Source organism: Sphingobium abikonense NBRC 16140, assembly GCF_001598335.1.
GTDB lineage: Bacteria > Pseudomonadota > Alphaproteobacteria > Sphingomonadales > Sphingomonadaceae > Sphingobium > Sphingobium abikonense.
The window spans coordinates 25,852-43,733 of record NZ_BCYT01000005.1; the positions used below are offsets into that span (position 1 = coordinate 25,852).

Sequence of the window (17,882 nt, forward strand, 5' to 3'; positions counted from 1 at the left end):
GGTAGCAGGGCGAAGCCTGGACGGAGGGGTGTCGCGCTCTTCAAGAGGTGACACCCCTCCACCACTCCCCATCATGGGGAGGATCGAAAGACGGGCTTATCCCCCCGAATTGCGGATCATCCCCCGCCCGCTGCCTGGCACCGGGCGGGCGGGGGCGGGCCGTTCGCCGAACAGCGCGGTGCCCACGCGAATGTCGGTCGCGCCCAGCATGATCGCGGTTTCATAATCACCCGACATGCCCATGGACAGGCGCTCCAGCCCCTCCTCCCGCGCCATCTTGGCCAGCAGCGCGAAGAAAGGCGCCGGCTCCACGTCGGCGGGCGGAACGCACATCAGGCCCAATATCGGAATGTCGGCATCGCGCGCCGCCGCAACCAGCGCGGGCGTATCCGCGATCGGGCATCCGCCCTTCTGCTCCTCCGCGCCGATATTGACCTGAATGAAACAGGGCACGCGCCTGCCCGCCCCGTCCATCGCCCTGGCCAGCGCGGTTAGCAGCGATGGCCGGTCCAGCCCGTGGATCACATCGAACAGCGCGACCGCCTCGGCCGCCTTGTTCGATTGCAGCTGCCCCACCAGATGCAGTTCGATATCGCCCTGCTCCTCGCGCAGCGCAGGCCATTTCTGCTGGCTTTCCTGCACGCGATTTTCCCCGAAGACGCGCTGCCCGGCTGCGATCAGCGGACGGATCGCGTCGGCGTCATGCGTTTTCGACACCGCGATCAGGCGGATGTCGTCGGCGCTTCGGTCGGTCAGGCGGGCGGCGCGGCTCATGGCGTCGCGCACGGCGGCCAGCCGCTGGGCGGCCGGATCGGCGGGGATGCTGGCGGTCGTCATGCGCGCTGCTATAGGGATGGCCATGCATCGCCGCCACCGCAAATCGCTGCCCGGCCTCTGGCTGATGACCGACGAGCGCGTGGCCGATGACCGGTTGCTGGCCGCCGCCCGAGCGTTGCCGCGTGGCCGGGCGGGCATCATCCTGCGCCATTACCGCACGCCGCCCGGGCAGCGCCGCGCACTGTTCGATGCCCTGCGCGCCATCGCCCGGCGACGGCGGCTCATCCTGTTGCTGGCAGGCCCGGCGCGCTTGGCGGCGTCATGGCGCGCCGATGGCTGGCATGGCCGCGATCCGCGCCGCGCGGCTCGTCCCCTGCTCCGCAGCGCGCCCGCGCATGACCGGCGGGAAATCAGGATGGCACAGCGCGCGGGGGCCGACCTTCTTTTCCTCTCACCCCTTTTCCCCACTCGTTCGCATCCCGGCGCGCGCGTGCTGAGGCGCGCGCGCTTCGCGGCGCTGGCCCATGCCACGCCCCTGCCGGTCATTGCCCTGGGTGGCGTGACCGCCCGGCACCGGCGCAGTCTGGCCGGGCTTGGCGCTATGGGCTGGGCCGCGATCGACGGGCTGACGACCATCTGAACCACCACGCCGTTGCCCCGGCGAAGTTTCTTGCGCCGGCGGACAGTTTCGCATTGCATTGCAACAGAGCGTGGCGTTTGATCGCGCCATGCTCAAGGCCGCGCTGCACCACCTCACCGCCTATTCCTACAGCCGCCCGATCCGGCTCGGCCCGCAGGTGATCCGCCTGCGCCCCGCGCCGCACAGCCGCACCAAAGTTCCCAATTACGCGCTGAAGATCGAACCGGCGAACCATTTTCTCAATTGGCAGCAGGACCCGCATGGCAACTGGCTGGCGCGCATCGTCTTTCCCGATCCGGTCGATCATTTCTCGATTCAAGTCGACCTGCTCGCCGATCTCGACATCATCAATCCGTTCGATTTCTTCGTCGAGCCTTATGCGGAAAACTACCCCTTCGCCTATGACGACCAGCTGAAGACCGACCTTGCCGCCTATTTCGACGTGGAGGATCAGGGGCCGTTGTTCGACGCGCTGGTCGCCGAACATCAGGGGCATGAAGGCCGCACCGTCGATTTTCTGGTGGAGGTCAACCGCCGCCTGCAACAACGGGTCGGCTATGTCATCCGCATGGAAACCGGCGTGCAGACGCCGGAGGAGACGCTGGACATCGGCACCGGCTCCTGCCGCGACTCCGCCTGGCTGCTGGTGCAACTGCTGCGCCGGCTGGGGTTCGCCGCCCGCTTCGTGTCGGGCTATTCGATCCAGCTGGTTGCGGACGTGGAACCGATCGAAGGGCCAAAGGGCGTCAGCCAGGACGTCGTCGACCTCCATGCCTGGGCCGAAGCCTATGTGCCGGGCGCTGGCTGGGTCGCGCTCGACGCCACCAGCGGCATGTTCGCGGGCGAAGGGCATATCCCGCTGTGCGCCACGCCCCATTATCGCTCCGCCGCGCCGATCAGCGGCATGGCCGAACCGGCCGAAGTCGATTTCCGCTTCGAAATGTCCGTCAGCCGCATCGCCGAAGCGGTGCGCATTACCAAGCCCTTCACCGATGCCCGCTGGGACGCGGTCATGGCCCTGGGCGAGCAGGTCGACGCGGACCTCCAGCGCCAGGACGTGCGCCTCACTATCGGCGGGGAGCCGACCTTCGTCGCGCAGGATGGCGGAGACGCGGGCGAGTGGAATGGCGACGCGGTTGGCCCGACCAAGGCCGCCTATGCCGACCGGCTGATCCGCAAGCTGCGCAGCGACTTCGCGCCCGGCGGCCTGCTGCATCATGGGCAGGGCAAATGGTATCCGGGCGAAAGCCTGCCGCGCTGGGCCTATGCCGTCTATTGGCGGCAGGATGGCGTCCCGCTCTGGCGCGACGAAAGCCTGATCGCGACCGACACGTTGCCCGAAGGCGCTCGCCAGACCACGGCGCAGGACGCGCAGGACTTCCTTGTCGCGCTGGCCGGCAATATGGGCTTCACGCAGGAATATACTCACCCGGTCTATGAAGACCCGGCGGTCTGGATGGTGAAGGAGGGCGATCTCCCCATCAACACCGACCCGCAGGACCCGGCGATCGCCGATCCCGAAGCGCGTGCCCGCATGGTCAAGACCTTCGAGCGCGGCCTCGACAAACCGGTCGGCTATGTCCTGCCGGTCCAGCGCTGGCAAAGCCAGGCGGCAACGCCGCGCTGGCAGAGCGAAATCTGGCAGCTGCGCCGGGGCAAGCTGTTCGCGGTCCCCGGCGATTCGGCGCTTGGCTATCGCCTGCCGCTGGGGTCGCTGCCCCACGTGCCCGAATCCGACTATCCCTATATCCATCCGCGTGACACCAGCGAGCCGCGCGGGCCACTGCCGGATGTCCGCGCGCAGGTTAGCGAACAGGCCAGTCGCGAGGAAGCGCAGCGCGTCCAGCGCGTCGCCGATGCCGAAGGCGGCGCGGCCGCGCAGGACCGCGTCGAACAAGTGATCATCGAAGGCGCGGTGCGCACCGCCATCACGGTCGAACCGCATGGCGCGCATCTGTCCGTCTTCCTGCCCCCGGTCCGCGAACTGGAGGATTATCTGGAACTGATCGCGCAGGTGGAGCGGGTCGCCGAAGCCACCCGCATCCCCGTCCGGATCGAAGGCTATGCGCCGCCGCCCGACCCGCGCCTCAGCGTGCTCAAAGCCACGCCCGACCCCGGCGTGATCGAAGTCAATGTCCACCCCGCCGCCAGCTGGCGGGACACGGTCGACATTACCGAGAAACTCTATGCCGCCGCGCGCGAATGCCGGCTGACGGCCGACAAATTCATGGTCGATGGTCGCTCGATCGGCACGGGCGGGGGCAATCATATCGTGCTGGGCGGCCCGACCCTTACCGACTCGCCCTTCATCCGCCGCCCGGACCTCCTCAAAAGCTTCGTCCTCTACTGGCAGCGGCACCCCTCGCTTTCCTATCTCTTTTCGGGCCTGTTCATTGGCCCGACCAGCCAGGCGCCGCGCATCGACGAAGCCCGGCATGACGGGCTCTACGAACTGGAAATCGCGCTCGCGCAGGTGCCCGATCCGACGCGCGAGGGCGAGGACAAGCTGCCGCCGCCCTGGCTGGTCGACCGCCTGTTCCGCAACCTGCTGGTTGACGTGACCGGCAACACGCACCGCACCGAAATCTGCATCGACAAGATGTTCTCGCCCGACGGCCCGACCGGGCGCCTCGGGCTCCTCGAATTTCGCGGGTTCGAAATGCCGCCCGAAGCGCGGATGAGCCTCGTGCAGCAATTATTGCTGCGCGCGCTCACCGCCTGGTTCTGGCGCCAGCCGCAACAGGGCGGCTTCGTGCGCTGGGGCACGGCGCTGCATGACCGCTTCATGCTGCCGCATTGCGTCTGGTCCGATTTTCTCGACGTGCTCGCCGACCTGCGCGGCGCGGGCTATGGTTTCGATCCCAATTGGTTCGAAGCGCAGCGCCAGTTCCGCTTCCCCGTCCATGGTCAGGTGGATGCGGGCGGCGTGGGCCTGGAAATCACCCATGCGCTCGAACCCTGGAACGTGCTGGGCGAAACCGGCGCGATCGGCGGCACGGTGCGCTACGTCGATTCATCGACCGAGCGGCTCCAGGTGCGCGCCACCGGCCTCGTCGCCGGCCGCCACATCGTCGCCTGCAACGGCCGCCATGTGCCGATGAGCCCGACCAGCGTCCCGGGCGAAGCCATAGGCGGCGTGCGCTACAAGGCGTGGACGCCCGCCAATTGCCTCCACCCGCAGCTTCCCGCCAATGCGCCGCTGACCTTCGACATATTCGACAGCTGGAGCGGCCGGTCGCTGGGCGGCTGCGTCTATCATGTCGCGCATCCGGGCGGGCGCAATTACGACACGCTGCCGATCAACGGCTATGAGGCCGAATCCCGGCGCAAGGCGCGGTTTCAGGATCATGGCCATACGCCCGGCCCGGTCGACATGCCCGCCGCGGAACTACCCGGCGAATTTCCCATGACGCTGGACCTGCGCCTGCCCCGCCAGCCCGGCGCATGAACCAGGCGGACGCCCTCGCACCGTTGCAGGGAACAGAAAGCTGGGCCGACGCCTATCTCGCCGCCGCGCCGCGCGGCGACCTGTTCGCCGATGCCGACCCGGACACGGCCGGGCACTGGCGGGCCATGCTGGATCGGCTGTCCGCGCAGGCAAAGGGCGATCCCGCGACGCTTGCCGATCATGTCGCACGCCAGGCGGCCGACCTTGGCCTTGCCTTTCGCCTCACCGGCGACGAACAGGAACGCGCCTGGCCGCTCGGCCCGCTGCCGCTGCTGATCGACGCCGCGCAATGGAGCCATATCGAATCCGGCCTTATCCAGCGCGCGGAATTGCTCGAACGGATCGTCGGCGACATTTATGCCACCCAGTCGCTGGTGCGCGACGGGCATCTGCCGGCCAGCGTCATCACCGGCAGCACCCATTATTGGCGGGTGATGACGGGCACCGCGCCACCCAACGGCCATGTCCTTCATTTCTATGCCGCCGATATCGGCCGCGGACCGGGCGGCGAATGGCGCGTGCTGGCCGATCGCGTGCGCACGCCGGTGGGCGTCGGCTATGCGCTGGAAAACCGCCTCGCTTTCTCCCGCGCGACCGGCGACCTGCTCGGTGCGATGCACACACGCCGCCTCGCCCCCTTCTTTTCCGACCTGCGTCGAGGCCTCGCCGCCGACTGCGCCCGGTCGGACCCGCGCATCGGCCTGCTCACGCCCGGCCGTTTCAACCAGAGCTATGCCGAACAGGCGCATCTCGCGCGCTATCTCGGCCTCATGCTGGTGGAGGGCGACGACCTCATCGTCTCTGACGGTCGCCTGTTCGTGCGCACCATCCAGGGGCTGAAGCGCGTCGATGGCCTGTGGCGCTGGATGGACAGCCGCTTCCTTGATCCGCTCGCCTTTGACGGTCAGTCGCGGATCGGCGTCGCCGACCTCTTCGACGCCTGCGCGCGCGGCGGGTTGATGGTCAGCAACTGGCCGGGCGCTGGCGTCATCGAATCGCGCGCGCTCGCCGCCTTCCTGCCGCAACTGGCGAGGGCCGTGCTGGGCCAGGACCTGCTCCTCCCCAATATCGCCACCTGGTGGTGCGGCCAGCCGCGCGAGCGCGATCATGTGCGCGCCCGGCTCGACCAGATGGTGATCGGGTCCGCCTTCGACCAGCCGGCCGATGGCCTGCCCGACGCGCCCTTCCTGCCCGCCGCGACGCTGGACGCTGACCAGCGCGCGCGCCTGCTGGACGCGATGGACCGCCGACCGATGGATTATGTCGGGCAGGAAATGGTGAAGCTGTCCACCACGCCCGCGATCATCGACGGGCGATTGACGCCTTTGCCCTTCACCCTGCGCATTTTCGTCGCGCGCGACGGCGCGGGGCACTGGCGCGTCATGCCCGGCGCCTTTGCCCGGCTTGCCGCCCATGGCGATATTCGCGCGGCGCTGATGGGCCGGGGCGACATCTCCGCCGACATGTGCGTGATCGATCGTCAGCCGGCGTCCGCCGATAGCCTGCTGGGGGGCGGCACGCCCGCCATTCGCCGGATGGGCGGCATGTTGCCGGCCAAGGCGGCGGACAATCTTTTCTGGCTCGGCCGCTATATCGAACGGACCGAAGCAACGCTGCGCCTGATCCGCGCGGTCGCCGGCGGCTCGATCGAGGCCGATCTTGGCCCCTCGCTCGCCAGCCCGACCATGGGGCGGCTCGTCGGTCTGCTCGCCGCCTGGGGCGCGGTGCCCGCCGGTTCGGGCGCGCCGGGCGCCGCCGTCGGCGCGCTCTGCGCCACTGCGCTGGGCGATGCACGCCAGCCCGGCAGCGTCCGCGCGCTGATGGCGACCGTGGCCAATATCGGCGAAGGGCTGCGCGATCGCCTGGCGAGTGACGTCTGGCGTCTCGTGCGCCTGCCCCTGCCCACCTTCGACGGCGCGGTGACGGAAACATTGCTCGACGCCTCGTCCCGCATGATAGAGCGGATTTCGGCGCTTTCCGGCCTCGCGGCGGAAAATATGGCGCGCGGCGATGGCTGGCGCTTTCACGACATGGGCCGGCGGCTGGAACGCGCGATCAACGGGTGCCGGCTCATCAAACAGTTCGGCGGCGATCAGGCGTCGGACGACGACCTCACTGTCCTGCTCGATCTGATGGACAGCCAGATCAGCTATCGCACCCGCTATCTGGCCGGCCCCGCGCTCGCGCCGGTGCGCGACCTCATCGCGCTGGAGCCCTATAATCCCCGCGCACTCGCCTGGCAGGCGCTGCGCCTTGCCGAACATGTCGCCGCCCTGCCCACGCTGCGCGGCGACGGCATGCCCGAAGAGCCGCGCCGCATCGCCGATGCCTTGGTGGGGCAGCTTCAACCCCTGACCGGCGACAGGCTGACCATGGATCATGTCGCGGACGCGGAACGCCGGCTGATCGCCCTCTCCGACGCGATCGGGCAACGCTATTTCCTGCAAGTCCGCAAGACGGAAAGCGCCGAGATACTGGCATGATCTATCAGGTTCGCCATCGCACGCTGCTGCGCTATGCTGCGCCGGTGCGCCTCGCGCGCTTCAACCTGCGCCTGCAACCCGTGTCCTGGCCCGGCCAGTGGACATCGGACTATCAACTCGACGTCGACCCCGCGCCGACCATCATCGAATCGCGGCCGGGCGGCTGGCCCGTCCAGGTCGCCCGGCTGGTGATCGAAAGCCCGATCCGCCAGCTCAGCATCGAAAGCCGATTCCGCTGCGGCGTGCAGGGCGGCATCATCACGCCGCAGGATGATGATCCCACGATCGGCGCGGTGGCGCAGGCCGCGCTGCTGGATCGCGATATGGGGCCGACCGCGCCCGCCCATTATCTCTACGCCGGCGCGCGCACGCCGATGCTGGCGGCGATCGGCGACTGGTCGCGCGCCCGGCTCGCGCCCGATGCACCTGTTATCGCCGCCGCGCTGGACCTTGCCCTGCATATTCAGGACGTTTTTGCCTATCGGCCCGGCGTTACCGATGCCGACACGCCGGTCGCGGACGCCTTTGCCGGGCGGCATGGCGTGTGCCAGGATTTCGCCCATATCATGGTCGTGGCCCTGCGCCTCGCCGGCCTGCCCGCCGCCTATGTCAGCGGCTATCTGCGCACGCTGCCGCCGCCCGGCATGCCGCGCCTCGTCGGGGCCGACGCCATGCACGCCTGGGTCATGCTCTGGTGCGGGCCGACGCGCGGCTGGATCGGCTTTGATCCCACCAATGGCTGCATCACAGGCGACGGGCATCTCTTCGTCGCCATGGGCCGCGACTATGCCGATGTCGCGCCGATGGACGGGCTGTTCGTCGGCGGCGCGGGGCAAGGCCAGTCCGTCATGGTCGACGTCGCGCCGGAGGAAGAAGCCGCGCTCAGCTGACCGGCGCGAACATCAACGGCATGCCCGTCCGCGGCCGGATCGTCAGCCGGCTGATCGGCTCAGGCGTGAATCCAGCCGGCACGCTGATCTGGAAACGCCGCACCACACTGGCGATCACCGTCATCACCTCCTGCTGGGCAAAGCCCGCGCCCACGCACACGCGCGGTCCCCGGCCAAAGGGGAACCAGGCCTGCTTGGCCATCTCGGCATATGCGGGATCATCGAACCGGTCGGGATCGAACCCGTGCGGGCAGGCCCAATTATCCTTGTTCCGCTGCGTCAGCCATGGCGCCACCACCAGCATCGCGCCCGCCTCCATGTGCTTGTCGCGCATGTCCATCGGGCATGTCACCTCGCGCGGCAGGAAGGATACCGGCGGATAAAGCCGTAGCGTTTCCTTGAAGATATTGCGCAGCTGGCTCATGTCCTTGAGCATTGCGCCGTTCAGCGGCTCGTCGCCCGCCACCCGCGCCACTTCCCCGCGCACCCGCGTCTGGATATGCGCGCATTCGGCTAGCATATAGAGCGCCCAGGTCATGGTGCTCGCCGACGTCTCGTGCCCCGCCAGGAAGATGGTCGACACCTGCTCCATCACCTGCTCGCAGGTGAAAGGCGCGCCCGTCTCGGGATGCTTCGCCTCGATCAGCGATTGCAGGATGTCGCGCGGCTCGGCCGCTCCCCCGCCATGAAAGCCCGCATAGCGCGCCTCGACGATCGGGCGGAACACGTCATGGATCGCCCGCGCCGGACCCTTGGACCGTTTCTCGAACCAGCCGGCGGGCAGGCCGTAAAGCCGCAACATGGAGGCGGAATGCGCCAGCCGCTGAAACCGGCCAAAGGCCGTGTGGATGATGTTGGAACGCTCCGCGTCCAGAGTCTCGCTGAACAATGTGCGGAATATGATATCGGCCGCCACATGGGTCATCATGGGATCGATATCGACCGGCCCGCCGGCCCGCGCCGCCGCCTCGATCCGCGCGACCAGATCGTCCGCCGCCGCGACCATCAGGGGCATCGACCGGCCCAGCGCGGTATGGGCAAAGGCCGGGTTGACCATCGCCCGCTGGCTTTCCCAGTCAGCGCCATTGGCCGAAAACACCGAATTGCCGATTAACGGATCAAGGTTGCGCACCAGTTCGCTATGCTTGGGGAAGGCGGTACCGCCGCGCAATATCTTGTCCACCAGCGGCAATTCGTTGGCGATATACATGGTCCGACCGGGCAGGCGGATCTCGCCCATCTTCATCGTATAGCTTTTGTCGAACAGGACGTGGATCCAGCTGTGCCAGCCGCGCAGGAATCGCTTTACCAGCCCCCGCTTGTTCCTGGGCGGGCGGGGATAGGGCGGGGTGAAAATCTCGGTCATGCGATCGTCCTGAAGGCAGCGACAGCCTCATCCACGGAGCGGCGGCCCGCGGTCAGGCTGATGAAGTCCAGCGGCGAGAGCCGGTCGCCAACGCGCAGATAGTCGAAATGCGCCTCATATTTGTTCGACCAGCCGCCATGGTAATTTTGCGGCTCGTAAAAAAGGTGAAAGCGCGGCGAGAGCATGTCGACCCGCGCGGCATAAGCGGGGGCGACCAGCCGGAACGGGTTGACGTCGAAATAGGCTGCGCCATCGGGCGGCGAACTGATGTCGACATAACGGAAGGGCGCATCCGCCAGCGCTTTCAAATCCTCATGATACCAGCGCGCGTCGCGCCGCAGCGCGATCACGGGCACCACCTGCCCCAGCCCCAGCATCACGAACCGGTCGGGCAGCGCCCCGCCCCGCAGCGCGATCACCCGTCGCAACAGCCGCATGCCAAGAATCGTGCCCGCGCTGTGCGTCACCAGCTGCACTTCGTCCCAGTCACCATCCAGCGCCGCCGCGATCCGCTGCGCGAAGGCGTCGATCCGCGCGTCCAGCGCCGCGCCCGGCCCCTGCGCCGCCAGCGCGCCATGATAGGTCATGAACCGCAGCAACCATGGCACCACCAGCTTGGCCAGAATGCGCCCGGACAATAGCGCGCTCACGAGCATGCCGATGATCGCCGCCGCCCACCAGGGCAAGGCCAGCGACAGGATCAGGGCGGGGACGAGCGCCAGCAGCAGCGGGATCAGCACCGCCAGGATTGGGGGATACAGGATGGTAATGACCGGCCCCTGGCGCAGCCGCCGCATCCTCGCGAAATCCATGCGCCGGGCATGGCCCGCATAGGCGCGCGCCGATTTGAGCGCGAGCGCCAGGGGATTGCGGATCCACACCTTGCCGATCACATCTTCCCAGCGCAGATATTCATAATCGGTTTCAACCCCGGCGGTCGCATTTGCGATGCGCCAGCGCGCCGACACCGCCGCCCCAGCCTCGCCCGCCTGACGCCCGCTCACCGTCACATCCTCACCGGTCAGCGCGGCATAACGCGCCGCCTGCTCGCGATAGAGCTGGTGATAGAAGCGGACGCCGCGCGGATCGAAACCGCCGAGGTAAAAGACTTTACGCTTGAACTTTTCCAACACCGCCGCCCTAATCGGGGCATGAGCACGCCCGAACGCGATTACTGCTATTTCATCGACCACCGGAAATACAACCGCAATGTCGGTTGCCGGCGCCATGACAATCTCTACGGCATCAATGGCGGCGGCAGCGAACGTGACCGCTGGCGCGCCGACATGGAATTCTACCGCCATATGCGGGCCAATGGCGATCCGATGGCGCTGCCCTCGCTGCTGGCCTGCCTCGCCTTTGGCTGGTTCTGCTGGAATTATCATCCCGGCAAGGGACTGTGGCGCGGGCAATTGTTGCGCCGCTTTGCAAAAGCGCCCAAATGATCGCGCCATGACCACCCCTCGCCATGTCGCGGTCGGCCCGATCACCATCGGCAACGACCTGCCCTTCGTCCTCATCTCCGGCCCCTGCCAGATCGAAAGCCGCGACCATGCGCTATTCATGGCCGACGCGCTGGCGCGCACTGCCGCGCAGGCGGGCGTGCCCTTCATCTTCAAAAGCAGCTTCGACAAGGCCAACCGCACATCGGTATCGGGCAGGCGCGGCGTCGGCATCGACGCCGGCCTCGCCATCTTGGCGGAGGTCAAGGCAGCGCTCGGCTGCCCGGTGCTGACCGACATTCATGGCCCCGATCAGGTGGAGGCAGCCGCGCAGGCGGTCGATATCCTCCAGATTCCCGCCTTTCTCTGCCGCCAGACCGATCTGCTGTTGGCTGCCGGTCGCACCGGCGCAGTCATCAACGTCAAGAAGGGTCAATTTCTTGCCCCTTGGGACATGGCGGCGGTGGCGCAGAAGGTCGCCTCGACCGGCAATGACCGCATCCTGCTCACCGAACGCGGCGCCAGCTTTGGCTACAACACATTGGTCAGCGATATGCGCGCGCTGCCTGTGATGGCGCAGACCGGCTATCCCGTGATTTTCGACGCCACCCATTCGGTGCAGCAGCCCGGTGGCCTCGGATCGGCGTCGGGCGGCCAGCGCGACTATGCGCCGCTTCTGGCCCGCAGCGCGGTCGCCGCCGGCGTTGCCGCCATCTTTGCCGAAGCGCATGACGATCCCGACAATGCGCCGTCGGACGGCCCGGTCATGCTGCCGCTCGACTGGGTCGGCCCGATGCTGGAGAGGCTCAAGGCGATAGACGCAATCGCCAAGGCCTGATCCTACACTTCGTTAGCTAACTAACGAAGTGCGAAATCTTCCGATATGTCGCACTTGCTGTCGCAAACGGCTTATGGGTCAGGGCCGCGCCTGCCCGGTCCCCCGGACAATCCATTTATATGTCGTCAGCCCTTCCAGCGCGACCGGCCCACGCGCATGCAATCGCCCGGTCGAAATGCCGATCTCCGCGCCCAGCCCGAACTCGCTGCCATCGGCGAACTGGGTCGATGCGTTCCACATGACAATCGCGCTGTCGACGGCGTTGAGGAAGCGCTCGGCCCGCGCGCCGTCTTCGGTGATGATCGCATCGGTATGATGGCTGGCATGAGCCGCGATATGGGCGATCGCCTCGTCCAGCCCGTCGACCATCCGGATTGATACGATCGCGTCCAGATATTCGGTGTCCCAATCCACCTCCTGCGCGGTCTTCACCCGCGCATCCATGCCCTGCACCGACTCATCGCCCCGCACTTCGCAGCCCGCCTCGATCAGCGCCCGTACCAGGGCCGGCCCTTCCGCATAAGCCCGGTCGATCAGCACCGTCTCGGTCGACCCGCAAATGCCGGTCCGGCGCATCTTGGCGTTCACCACTAGCTTTTCCGCCATCGCCGGGTCGGCCGCGCCATCGACATAGCTGTGGTTGATGCCGTCCAGATGGGCGAGCACGGGCACACGCGCTTCCTCCTGCACCCGCGCCACCAGGCTCTTGCCACCGCGCGGCACGATCAGGTCGACAAACTCCGCCGCCTTGAGCAGCGCACCGACCGCCGCGCGATCGGTCGTCGGAACCAGTTGCACCACGGCGGCCGGCAGGCCCGTCGCGACGATCCCCTCCAGCATGGCGGCATGGATGGCGCGATTGCTTTCCTTCGCCTCGCTGCCGCCGCGCAGGATCACCGCATTGCCCGCCCGCAGGCACAGCGCGGCCGCGTCAGCGGTCACATTGGGGCGGCTTTCGTAAATGATGCCGATCACGCCCAGCGGCACGCGAACGCGGCTTAGTTCCAGTCCATTGGGCCGCACCTGCCGGTCGATGATCGATCCCAGTGGGCTGGGGAGCGTCGCGACCTGTTCGACGCCAGCCGCCGCGCCCGCGATCCGCCCCTCGTCCAGCTTCAACCGGTCCAGCATGGCGGCGGACAGGCCATTGGCCGCGGCATTTTCCATATCCCGCGCATTGGCGGCGATGATCGCCGGGGCCTGGTCGCGCAACGCCTGCGCGGCGCGGCGCAGGGCATCGGCCTTCTGCGCGTCGCTCGCCTGCGCAATGGTCGCGGCGGCGCGGCGCGCCCGTGCGCCCATGGTCGCGATCAGCATTTCGGGGGTCTGTGTCAGGTCGTTCATCGCATGTCTCGCCACTCGGTCGCGCGGCGACTTAGCATGAAAGGCGGGCGATCCAAAGCCGGCGGCCGGACCATGGGTCGCATATGATCCGGCAGCCGACAGACAGCGATGCTGTCACGCCGACCCTTCTAGCGATTCGCCCAAGCCGACGCATACCCCGCCGGGGGTAAGGTCACCATGCCGTACCGTCACTGCATCAGCAGTCCCACCAGCCGGACCAGCTGCGCCTCGCGCCCGCAGCCGGTCTTGTCGTAGATGCTGCGCAGCTGCACCTTGAGCGTCTCGGGCGTCACCCCGCGCGCGGCGGCGACCTGCTGCCGGCTTTTGCCGGACGCGATGCGCACGGCGATGTCAGCCTCTGCGGGCGTCAGCTGAAACATGCGCATCAACTGCTGCGCCTGACGATCGGCAGGCGGGCCGGTGCGCGCGACGATGATGGCGCGCGGCGCAAAGGGCAGCGCCCATGGACGCGCGGGCAAGGGATAGCATTCGACCGACAGGCGCACATGGCCATCCTGATCAGTCACGATCACCGGGTCTGCGGCCAGCGCAGGCGCAGCCAGAACGGCGCGCACGGCCCGGGCCAGAGCGCGGCTGTCTGCGGCCCGATCACAGGTCAAATATCCTTCGGCCAGCCGCAGAACGCCTATGCTCAGCAGCGCCTCCGCCGCCGGCGTCATGCCGCCCACCCGCCCCGTGGCATCGACCAGCCAGCAGGCGCGATCCATCGCCTCGAACGTGCCCGCGAGCAGCGCGAATCCCTGCCGCTCGATCGCCTGCTGCAACCGCACCGCCGCACGGGCATGGCCGGCAATCTGACCAAACAGGTCGCGCTGCTCGGGCGTGGTGCGCCCATCTTTTGCCGATCGCAGCAAGGCCAGCCCGATCATCCCGTCCGGCCCGACGTGCATGCGGGTCTGGCATCCGTCGAAAATGTCGAAATCGGCGCATAAATCCAGATAGTCCGCCTCACCCAGCCTCTGGCGAGCCTCGTCATAATGCGCCTCATGCACGATTGCCGGCTGGTTCGGTAGCAGGTCAGCGCCGACCCGATAATTTACGCTGGGGGAGCCATGATCGATGGACAGGCTGGCTGGTATCAGGGCGGAGTCGACATCACTGATCCAGTTGAATGCCGCGCCCGTCGGACCAAAGCCTACCATCTGTCCATGCTGCGATCCCGTTGCCTGCGCCATTGCCCGCAACGCCTCGTCCCACCGATGCGGCTCCAACGCCGCAGCGGTGAAAATATCCGCCCATTGTTCGCCATTCCCGACAGCAGATGCCATCGCCAGCCCCACCTGTTACCCCCGACTTTCGTCCTCTACAAAAGGGGCCAAGTCAATCGCCAGGCATAGCGAACAAAGATGCAGCCGTTGACGAACTTCGGACAGTCTCACGCCGCCTGAGCCAATGCCTCGTCACTGGTGGCCCGAATCACTCGGCACGGCGGAATATTGCGCCACTCCAGCCGATCGCTGATGGCACCGAAGACCGGCGTCAGCAGGCGCATCACATAGCGCGAATATTGATAAATGAGGAACTCGCCGCCCGGTCTAAGCGCCGCGCGCGTCTCCGCGCAGATCGCCGCACCCACGCCATCCGGCAACGTCGAAAAAGGTAGCCCGGACACGACATAATCGGCCTGCTGATATCCCGCCTCACGAATGAAGCGGCGCACATCGATGGCCGACCCGTGCACGACACGCAGCCGGGAGTCGTCGATCTGCGCGTCCAGCCAAGCCACGAAATCCAGATTGAGGTCGATCGCGATCAGCGTCGCATCGGGATGCATCCGATCCAATATCGGGCGGGTGAAGGTGCCGACGCCCGGTCCATATTCCACGAACAACCGCGTCCGCTCCCAATCCACCGGCTCCAGCACGGCGTCGACCAAGGTGCGAGACGACGGGATCACCGACCCGATCATGCCCGGATGCTTCAGGAACTGGCGGAAGAAGATGGTCCACTGCTTCAGGAAGGAGCCGCCATGGGTGCTTTTGAAACCTGAGTTATGCTTGTCCTTGAAGGGGAGGGACGCCATCAAAACCGCCTGTCTGTCATGTTCGTTTCGGCCTCGCAAAATCAGAGTCCGCTGGCAAGCGGCTTTGCGGGTCATGGGGCGGTAACGTGCGGATGACGGAAGTGTTCATTCCGTCATCCGCGCGATCCTAGCGTTCTCGGGCGCGCAACATGCCCGGCGACACGAAGCCGATCGGATCGAGCTGCATCGCGCTCTGCTTCAATGTCGCCTGGATCTGCTCATATTCGCGCTCCATCTCCGGCGTGACGGATGCACGGGTTTCGTCCAGCGCCGCCTCGAAATGCGCCATGGTGACGGCATCGACCGACAGTGACTGACGAAGCGCGATCAGCCCCGCGCGCCGCGCAAGGTCTTCCAGGTCCGCGCCGGTAAATCGCTCGGTTCGATGCGCCAGCGCATCCAAGTCGACATCGTCGGCCAGCGGCATCTTGCGCGTGTGGATATCCAGGATGCGGCGGCGCCCCGCTTCCTCTGGCACCGGCACATAGACGAGTTCGTCAAACCGACCGGGCCGCAATAGCGCAGGATCGACCAGGTTGGGCCGGTTGGTCGCGCCGATCACTACGACGGACTGCAACTCTTCCAGACCGTCCATTTCGGCGAGGATCGTGTTCACCACCCGCTCCGTCACCGCCGGCTCGCCAAGCCCGCCGCCGCGCGCCGGGACCAGGCTGTCCAGTTCGTCGATGAAAATGACCGTGGGCGCCACCTGTCGCGCACGGGCGAAGAGGCGGGCAATCTGCTGCTCGCTTTCGCCATACCATTTGCTCAGCAGGTCGCTGGACTTGGTGGCGATGAAATTGGCCTGCGCCTCACGTGCGACCGCCTTCGCCAGCAGTGTCTTGCCGGTGCCCGGGGGACCATAAAGCAAAAAGCCTTTGGCCGGACGGATGCCGATCCGGCGGAAGGCATCCGGGTCCTTGAGCGGCAGTTCGACGCCTTCTTTCAAGCGCATTTGCGCATCATCCAGACCGCCAATGTCGGACCAGCCGATATTGGGCGCCTGCACCATCACCTCGCGCATTGCGGACGGCTGCACCCGCTTGATCGCGGACATGAAGTCCTCGCGCGTGACCGACAGCTCTTCCAGCACATCGGCCGGGATCGTCCCTTCCTCCAGATTGAGGCGCGGCATGAAGCGGCGCACCGCTTCGATCGCCGCTTCGCGGGTAAGCGCGGCCAGGTCAGCGCCGACAAAACCGTAGGTCATCCGCGCCAGTTCGGTCAGGTCGACGCGATCGCCAAGCGGCATGCCACGGGTGTGAATACCCAATATCTCACGGCGGCCGCGCTCGTCCGGCACGCCTACGACAATCTCCCGATCGAAGCGGCCGGGCCTGCGCAATGCTTCGTCGATGGCTTCGGGCCGATTGGTCGCCGCGATGACCACCAGATTAGTGCGCGGCTCCAGCCCGTCCATCAGCGTCAGCAATTGCGCGACCAGACGCTTTTCCGTCTCGCCGGTCACATTGCCGCGTTTGGGCGCGATCGAATCGATTTCGTCGATGAACAGGATCGACGGCGCGGCCTTGGCCGCCTCTTCGAAAATCTCGCGCAGTTTCTTTTCGGATTCGCCATAGGCCGAACCCATTATTTCCGGGCCGTTGATCAGGAAGAATTCGGCTTCCGATTCATTGGCGACCGCGCGGGCAAGCCGGGTCTTGCCCGTGCCCGGCGGTCCGTGCAGCAGGACACCCTTCGGCGGATCAACGCCCAGCCGCTCGAACAATTCAGGATAGCGAAGCGGCAGTTCGACCATCTCGCGCAGCTGGTCGATCGTTTCGGCCATGCCGCCGACATCGTCATAGGTAACGTCCGCGCGGCGGGATTCGCGCGGCTCCTCATATTCGGCGCGCAGTTCCACCTCAGTATCCGCATCGATGTGAACGATGCCCTTTGGCGTCGTCGACACCACGACCAGCCGGATTTCCTGCAAGGCATAGGCGGGCGCCGCGAGCATCTGGCGCAATTGCGGGGGCATATCCCCTGGGGGCACCTGTTGCTGCCCAGCCGTCGCCACGACATCGCCCGCCGCGAGCGGGCGTTGAAAGAACACGCGCTTCAGCGCCTCTGGATTGCCTTGCAGGCGCAAGTTATTTTGTGCAGGCGCGAACACAACGCGCTGCGCCGCCCTTGGCTCGGCCTTGCTGATCTGAACGAAGTCGCCGGACCCGACGCCGGCATTGGCGCGCTGCAATCCGTCGAGCCGCAGGACATCCAGTCCTTCATCCTCCTTATACGGCCGTACCACGCGCGCGGGCGTGCTGCGTTTGCCCACGATTTCGATGACGTCGCCTTCGCTAAGCTGCAACTGGGCCATCACCGCCAGTGGCAAGCGCGCCAATCCGCGCCCTGCATCCTCCGGCCGCGCATTGGCGACCTGTATCCTTCGTCCGGTTTGTTCCTGATCAGCCACGCGGCTTCCCCATCTTTCTCGTTCCGAAACGAGATAGGGAACGCAAAGCCGGTCGGAAAGACCCTGCCGATGTGGTGACCTATAACAAAAAAAGGGCCGACCCGGTGGGCCAGCCCGTAAAGTTTTAGGAGAGGATGCCTGAAAGGCCTGTCCTATGTGCATTGCAATGCGTTCTTTCGCAAGTGCGAAATGAA

At 66.6% G+C, this 17,882-nt stretch carries 13 protein-coding genes; 6 read left to right on the plus strand and 7 right to left on the minus strand.

Translation table 11 applies throughout. The features are described 5' to 3' along the window. Positions 1 to 96 precede the first annotated feature (96 nt). Complete coding sequence (locus SAB01S_RS07240) at positions 97 to 837, minus strand: YggS family pyridoxal phosphate-dependent enzyme (RefSeq protein WP_062732408.1); 741 nt, start codon at positions 835 to 837, stop codon at positions 97 to 99. Between the two features lie 16 nt (positions 838 to 853). Between SAB01S_RS07240 and SAB01S_RS07245 the strand changes: the two genes are divergently transcribed. The 4 genes from SAB01S_RS07245 (at position 854) to SAB01S_RS07260 (ending at position 8,238) form a co-directional block, all read left to right on the plus strand. Further along, positions 854 to 1,417 (plus strand): thiamine phosphate synthase, encoded by a 564-nt coding sequence (locus tag SAB01S_RS07245; RefSeq protein ID WP_062732409.1) that lies wholly within the window; start codon positions 854 to 856, stop codon positions 1,415 to 1,417. Between the two features lie 88 nt (positions 1,418 to 1,505). After that, positions 1,506 to 4,865 carry a transglutaminase family protein gene (locus SAB01S_RS07250; protein WP_062732410.1) on the plus strand — a complete coding sequence of 1,120 codons (3,360 nt, stop codon included), beginning with the start codon at positions 1,506 to 1,508 and terminating at the stop codon, positions 4,863 to 4,865. Then, a complete protein-coding gene (locus SAB01S_RS07255) occupies positions 4,862 to 7,348 on the plus strand; it encodes a circularly permuted type 2 ATP-grasp protein (RefSeq protein ID WP_062732411.1) in 2,487 nt (828 codons plus the stop codon). The genes SAB01S_RS07250 and SAB01S_RS07255 overlap by 4 nt, the downstream gene beginning before the upstream one ends. After that, the gene (locus SAB01S_RS07260) at positions 7,345 to 8,238 is read left to right on the plus strand and encodes a transglutaminase family protein (RefSeq protein WP_062732412.1); all 894 of its coding nucleotides are present in this window, start codon (positions 7,345 to 7,347) and stop codon (positions 8,236 to 8,238) included. Before SAB01S_RS07255 ends, SAB01S_RS07260 begins: the two co-directional genes overlap by 4 nt. Here the strand turns inward: SAB01S_RS07260 and SAB01S_RS07265 are convergent. Further along, on the minus strand, positions 8,231 to 9,604 hold the full coding sequence (locus tag SAB01S_RS07265) for a cytochrome P450 (protein ID WP_062732413.1): 1,374 nt from the start codon (positions 9,602 to 9,604) through the stop codon (positions 8,231 to 8,233). The two genes, SAB01S_RS07260 and SAB01S_RS07265, sit on opposite strands and share 8 nt — an antisense overlap. Then, complete coding sequence (locus tag SAB01S_RS07270) at positions 9,601 to 10,734, minus strand: hypothetical protein (RefSeq protein WP_062732636.1); 1,134 nt, start codon at positions 10,732 to 10,734, stop codon at positions 9,601 to 9,603. The genes SAB01S_RS07265 and SAB01S_RS07270 overlap by 4 nt, the downstream gene beginning before the upstream one ends. Positions 10,735 to 10,755: 21 nt before the next feature. Between SAB01S_RS07270 and SAB01S_RS07275 the strand changes: the two genes are divergently transcribed. Together SAB01S_RS07275 and kdsA are read left to right on the plus strand one after the other, a co-directional pair. Then, on the plus strand, positions 10,756 to 11,049 hold the full coding sequence (locus SAB01S_RS07275; protein ID WP_021226756.1) for a hypothetical protein: 294 nt from the start codon (positions 10,756 to 10,758) through the stop codon (positions 11,047 to 11,049). A gap of 7 nt (positions 11,050 to 11,056) precedes the next feature. Next, the gene (gene kdsA, locus SAB01S_RS07280) at positions 11,057 to 11,884 is read left to right on the plus strand and encodes a 3-deoxy-8-phosphooctulonate synthase (RefSeq protein WP_062732414.1); all 828 of its coding nucleotides are present in this window, start codon (positions 11,057 to 11,059) and stop codon (positions 11,882 to 11,884) included. Between the two features lie 78 nt (positions 11,885 to 11,962). Here the strand turns inward: kdsA and SAB01S_RS07285 are convergent, their stop codons facing one another. The 4 genes from SAB01S_RS07285 to SAB01S_RS07300 form a co-directional block, all read right to left on the minus strand. After that, positions 11,963 to 13,228: a glutamate-5-semialdehyde dehydrogenase gene (locus SAB01S_RS07285; RefSeq protein ID WP_062732415.1), complete on the minus strand. Its 1,266-nt coding sequence runs from the start codon at positions 13,226 to 13,228 to the stop codon at positions 11,963 to 11,965. 188 nt (positions 13,229 to 13,416) lie between these two features. Next, a complete protein-coding gene (locus SAB01S_RS07290; protein WP_062732637.1) occupies positions 13,417 to 14,517 on the minus strand; it encodes a helix-turn-helix transcriptional regulator in 1,101 nt (366 codons plus the stop codon). A gap of 107 nt (positions 14,518 to 14,624) precedes the next feature. Then, positions 14,625 to 15,272 carry a class I SAM-dependent methyltransferase gene (locus SAB01S_RS07295; protein ID WP_062732416.1) on the minus strand — a complete coding sequence of 216 codons (648 nt, stop codon included), beginning with the start codon at positions 15,270 to 15,272 and terminating at the stop codon, positions 14,625 to 14,627. A 127-nt stretch (positions 15,273 to 15,399) separates the two neighbouring features. Next, positions 15,400 to 17,688 carry a CDC48 family AAA ATPase gene (locus tag SAB01S_RS07300; protein ID WP_062732417.1) on the minus strand — a complete coding sequence of 763 codons (2,289 nt, stop codon included), beginning with the start codon at positions 17,686 to 17,688 and terminating at the stop codon, positions 15,400 to 15,402. Between the last annotated feature and the right edge of the window lie 194 nt (positions 17,689 to 17,882).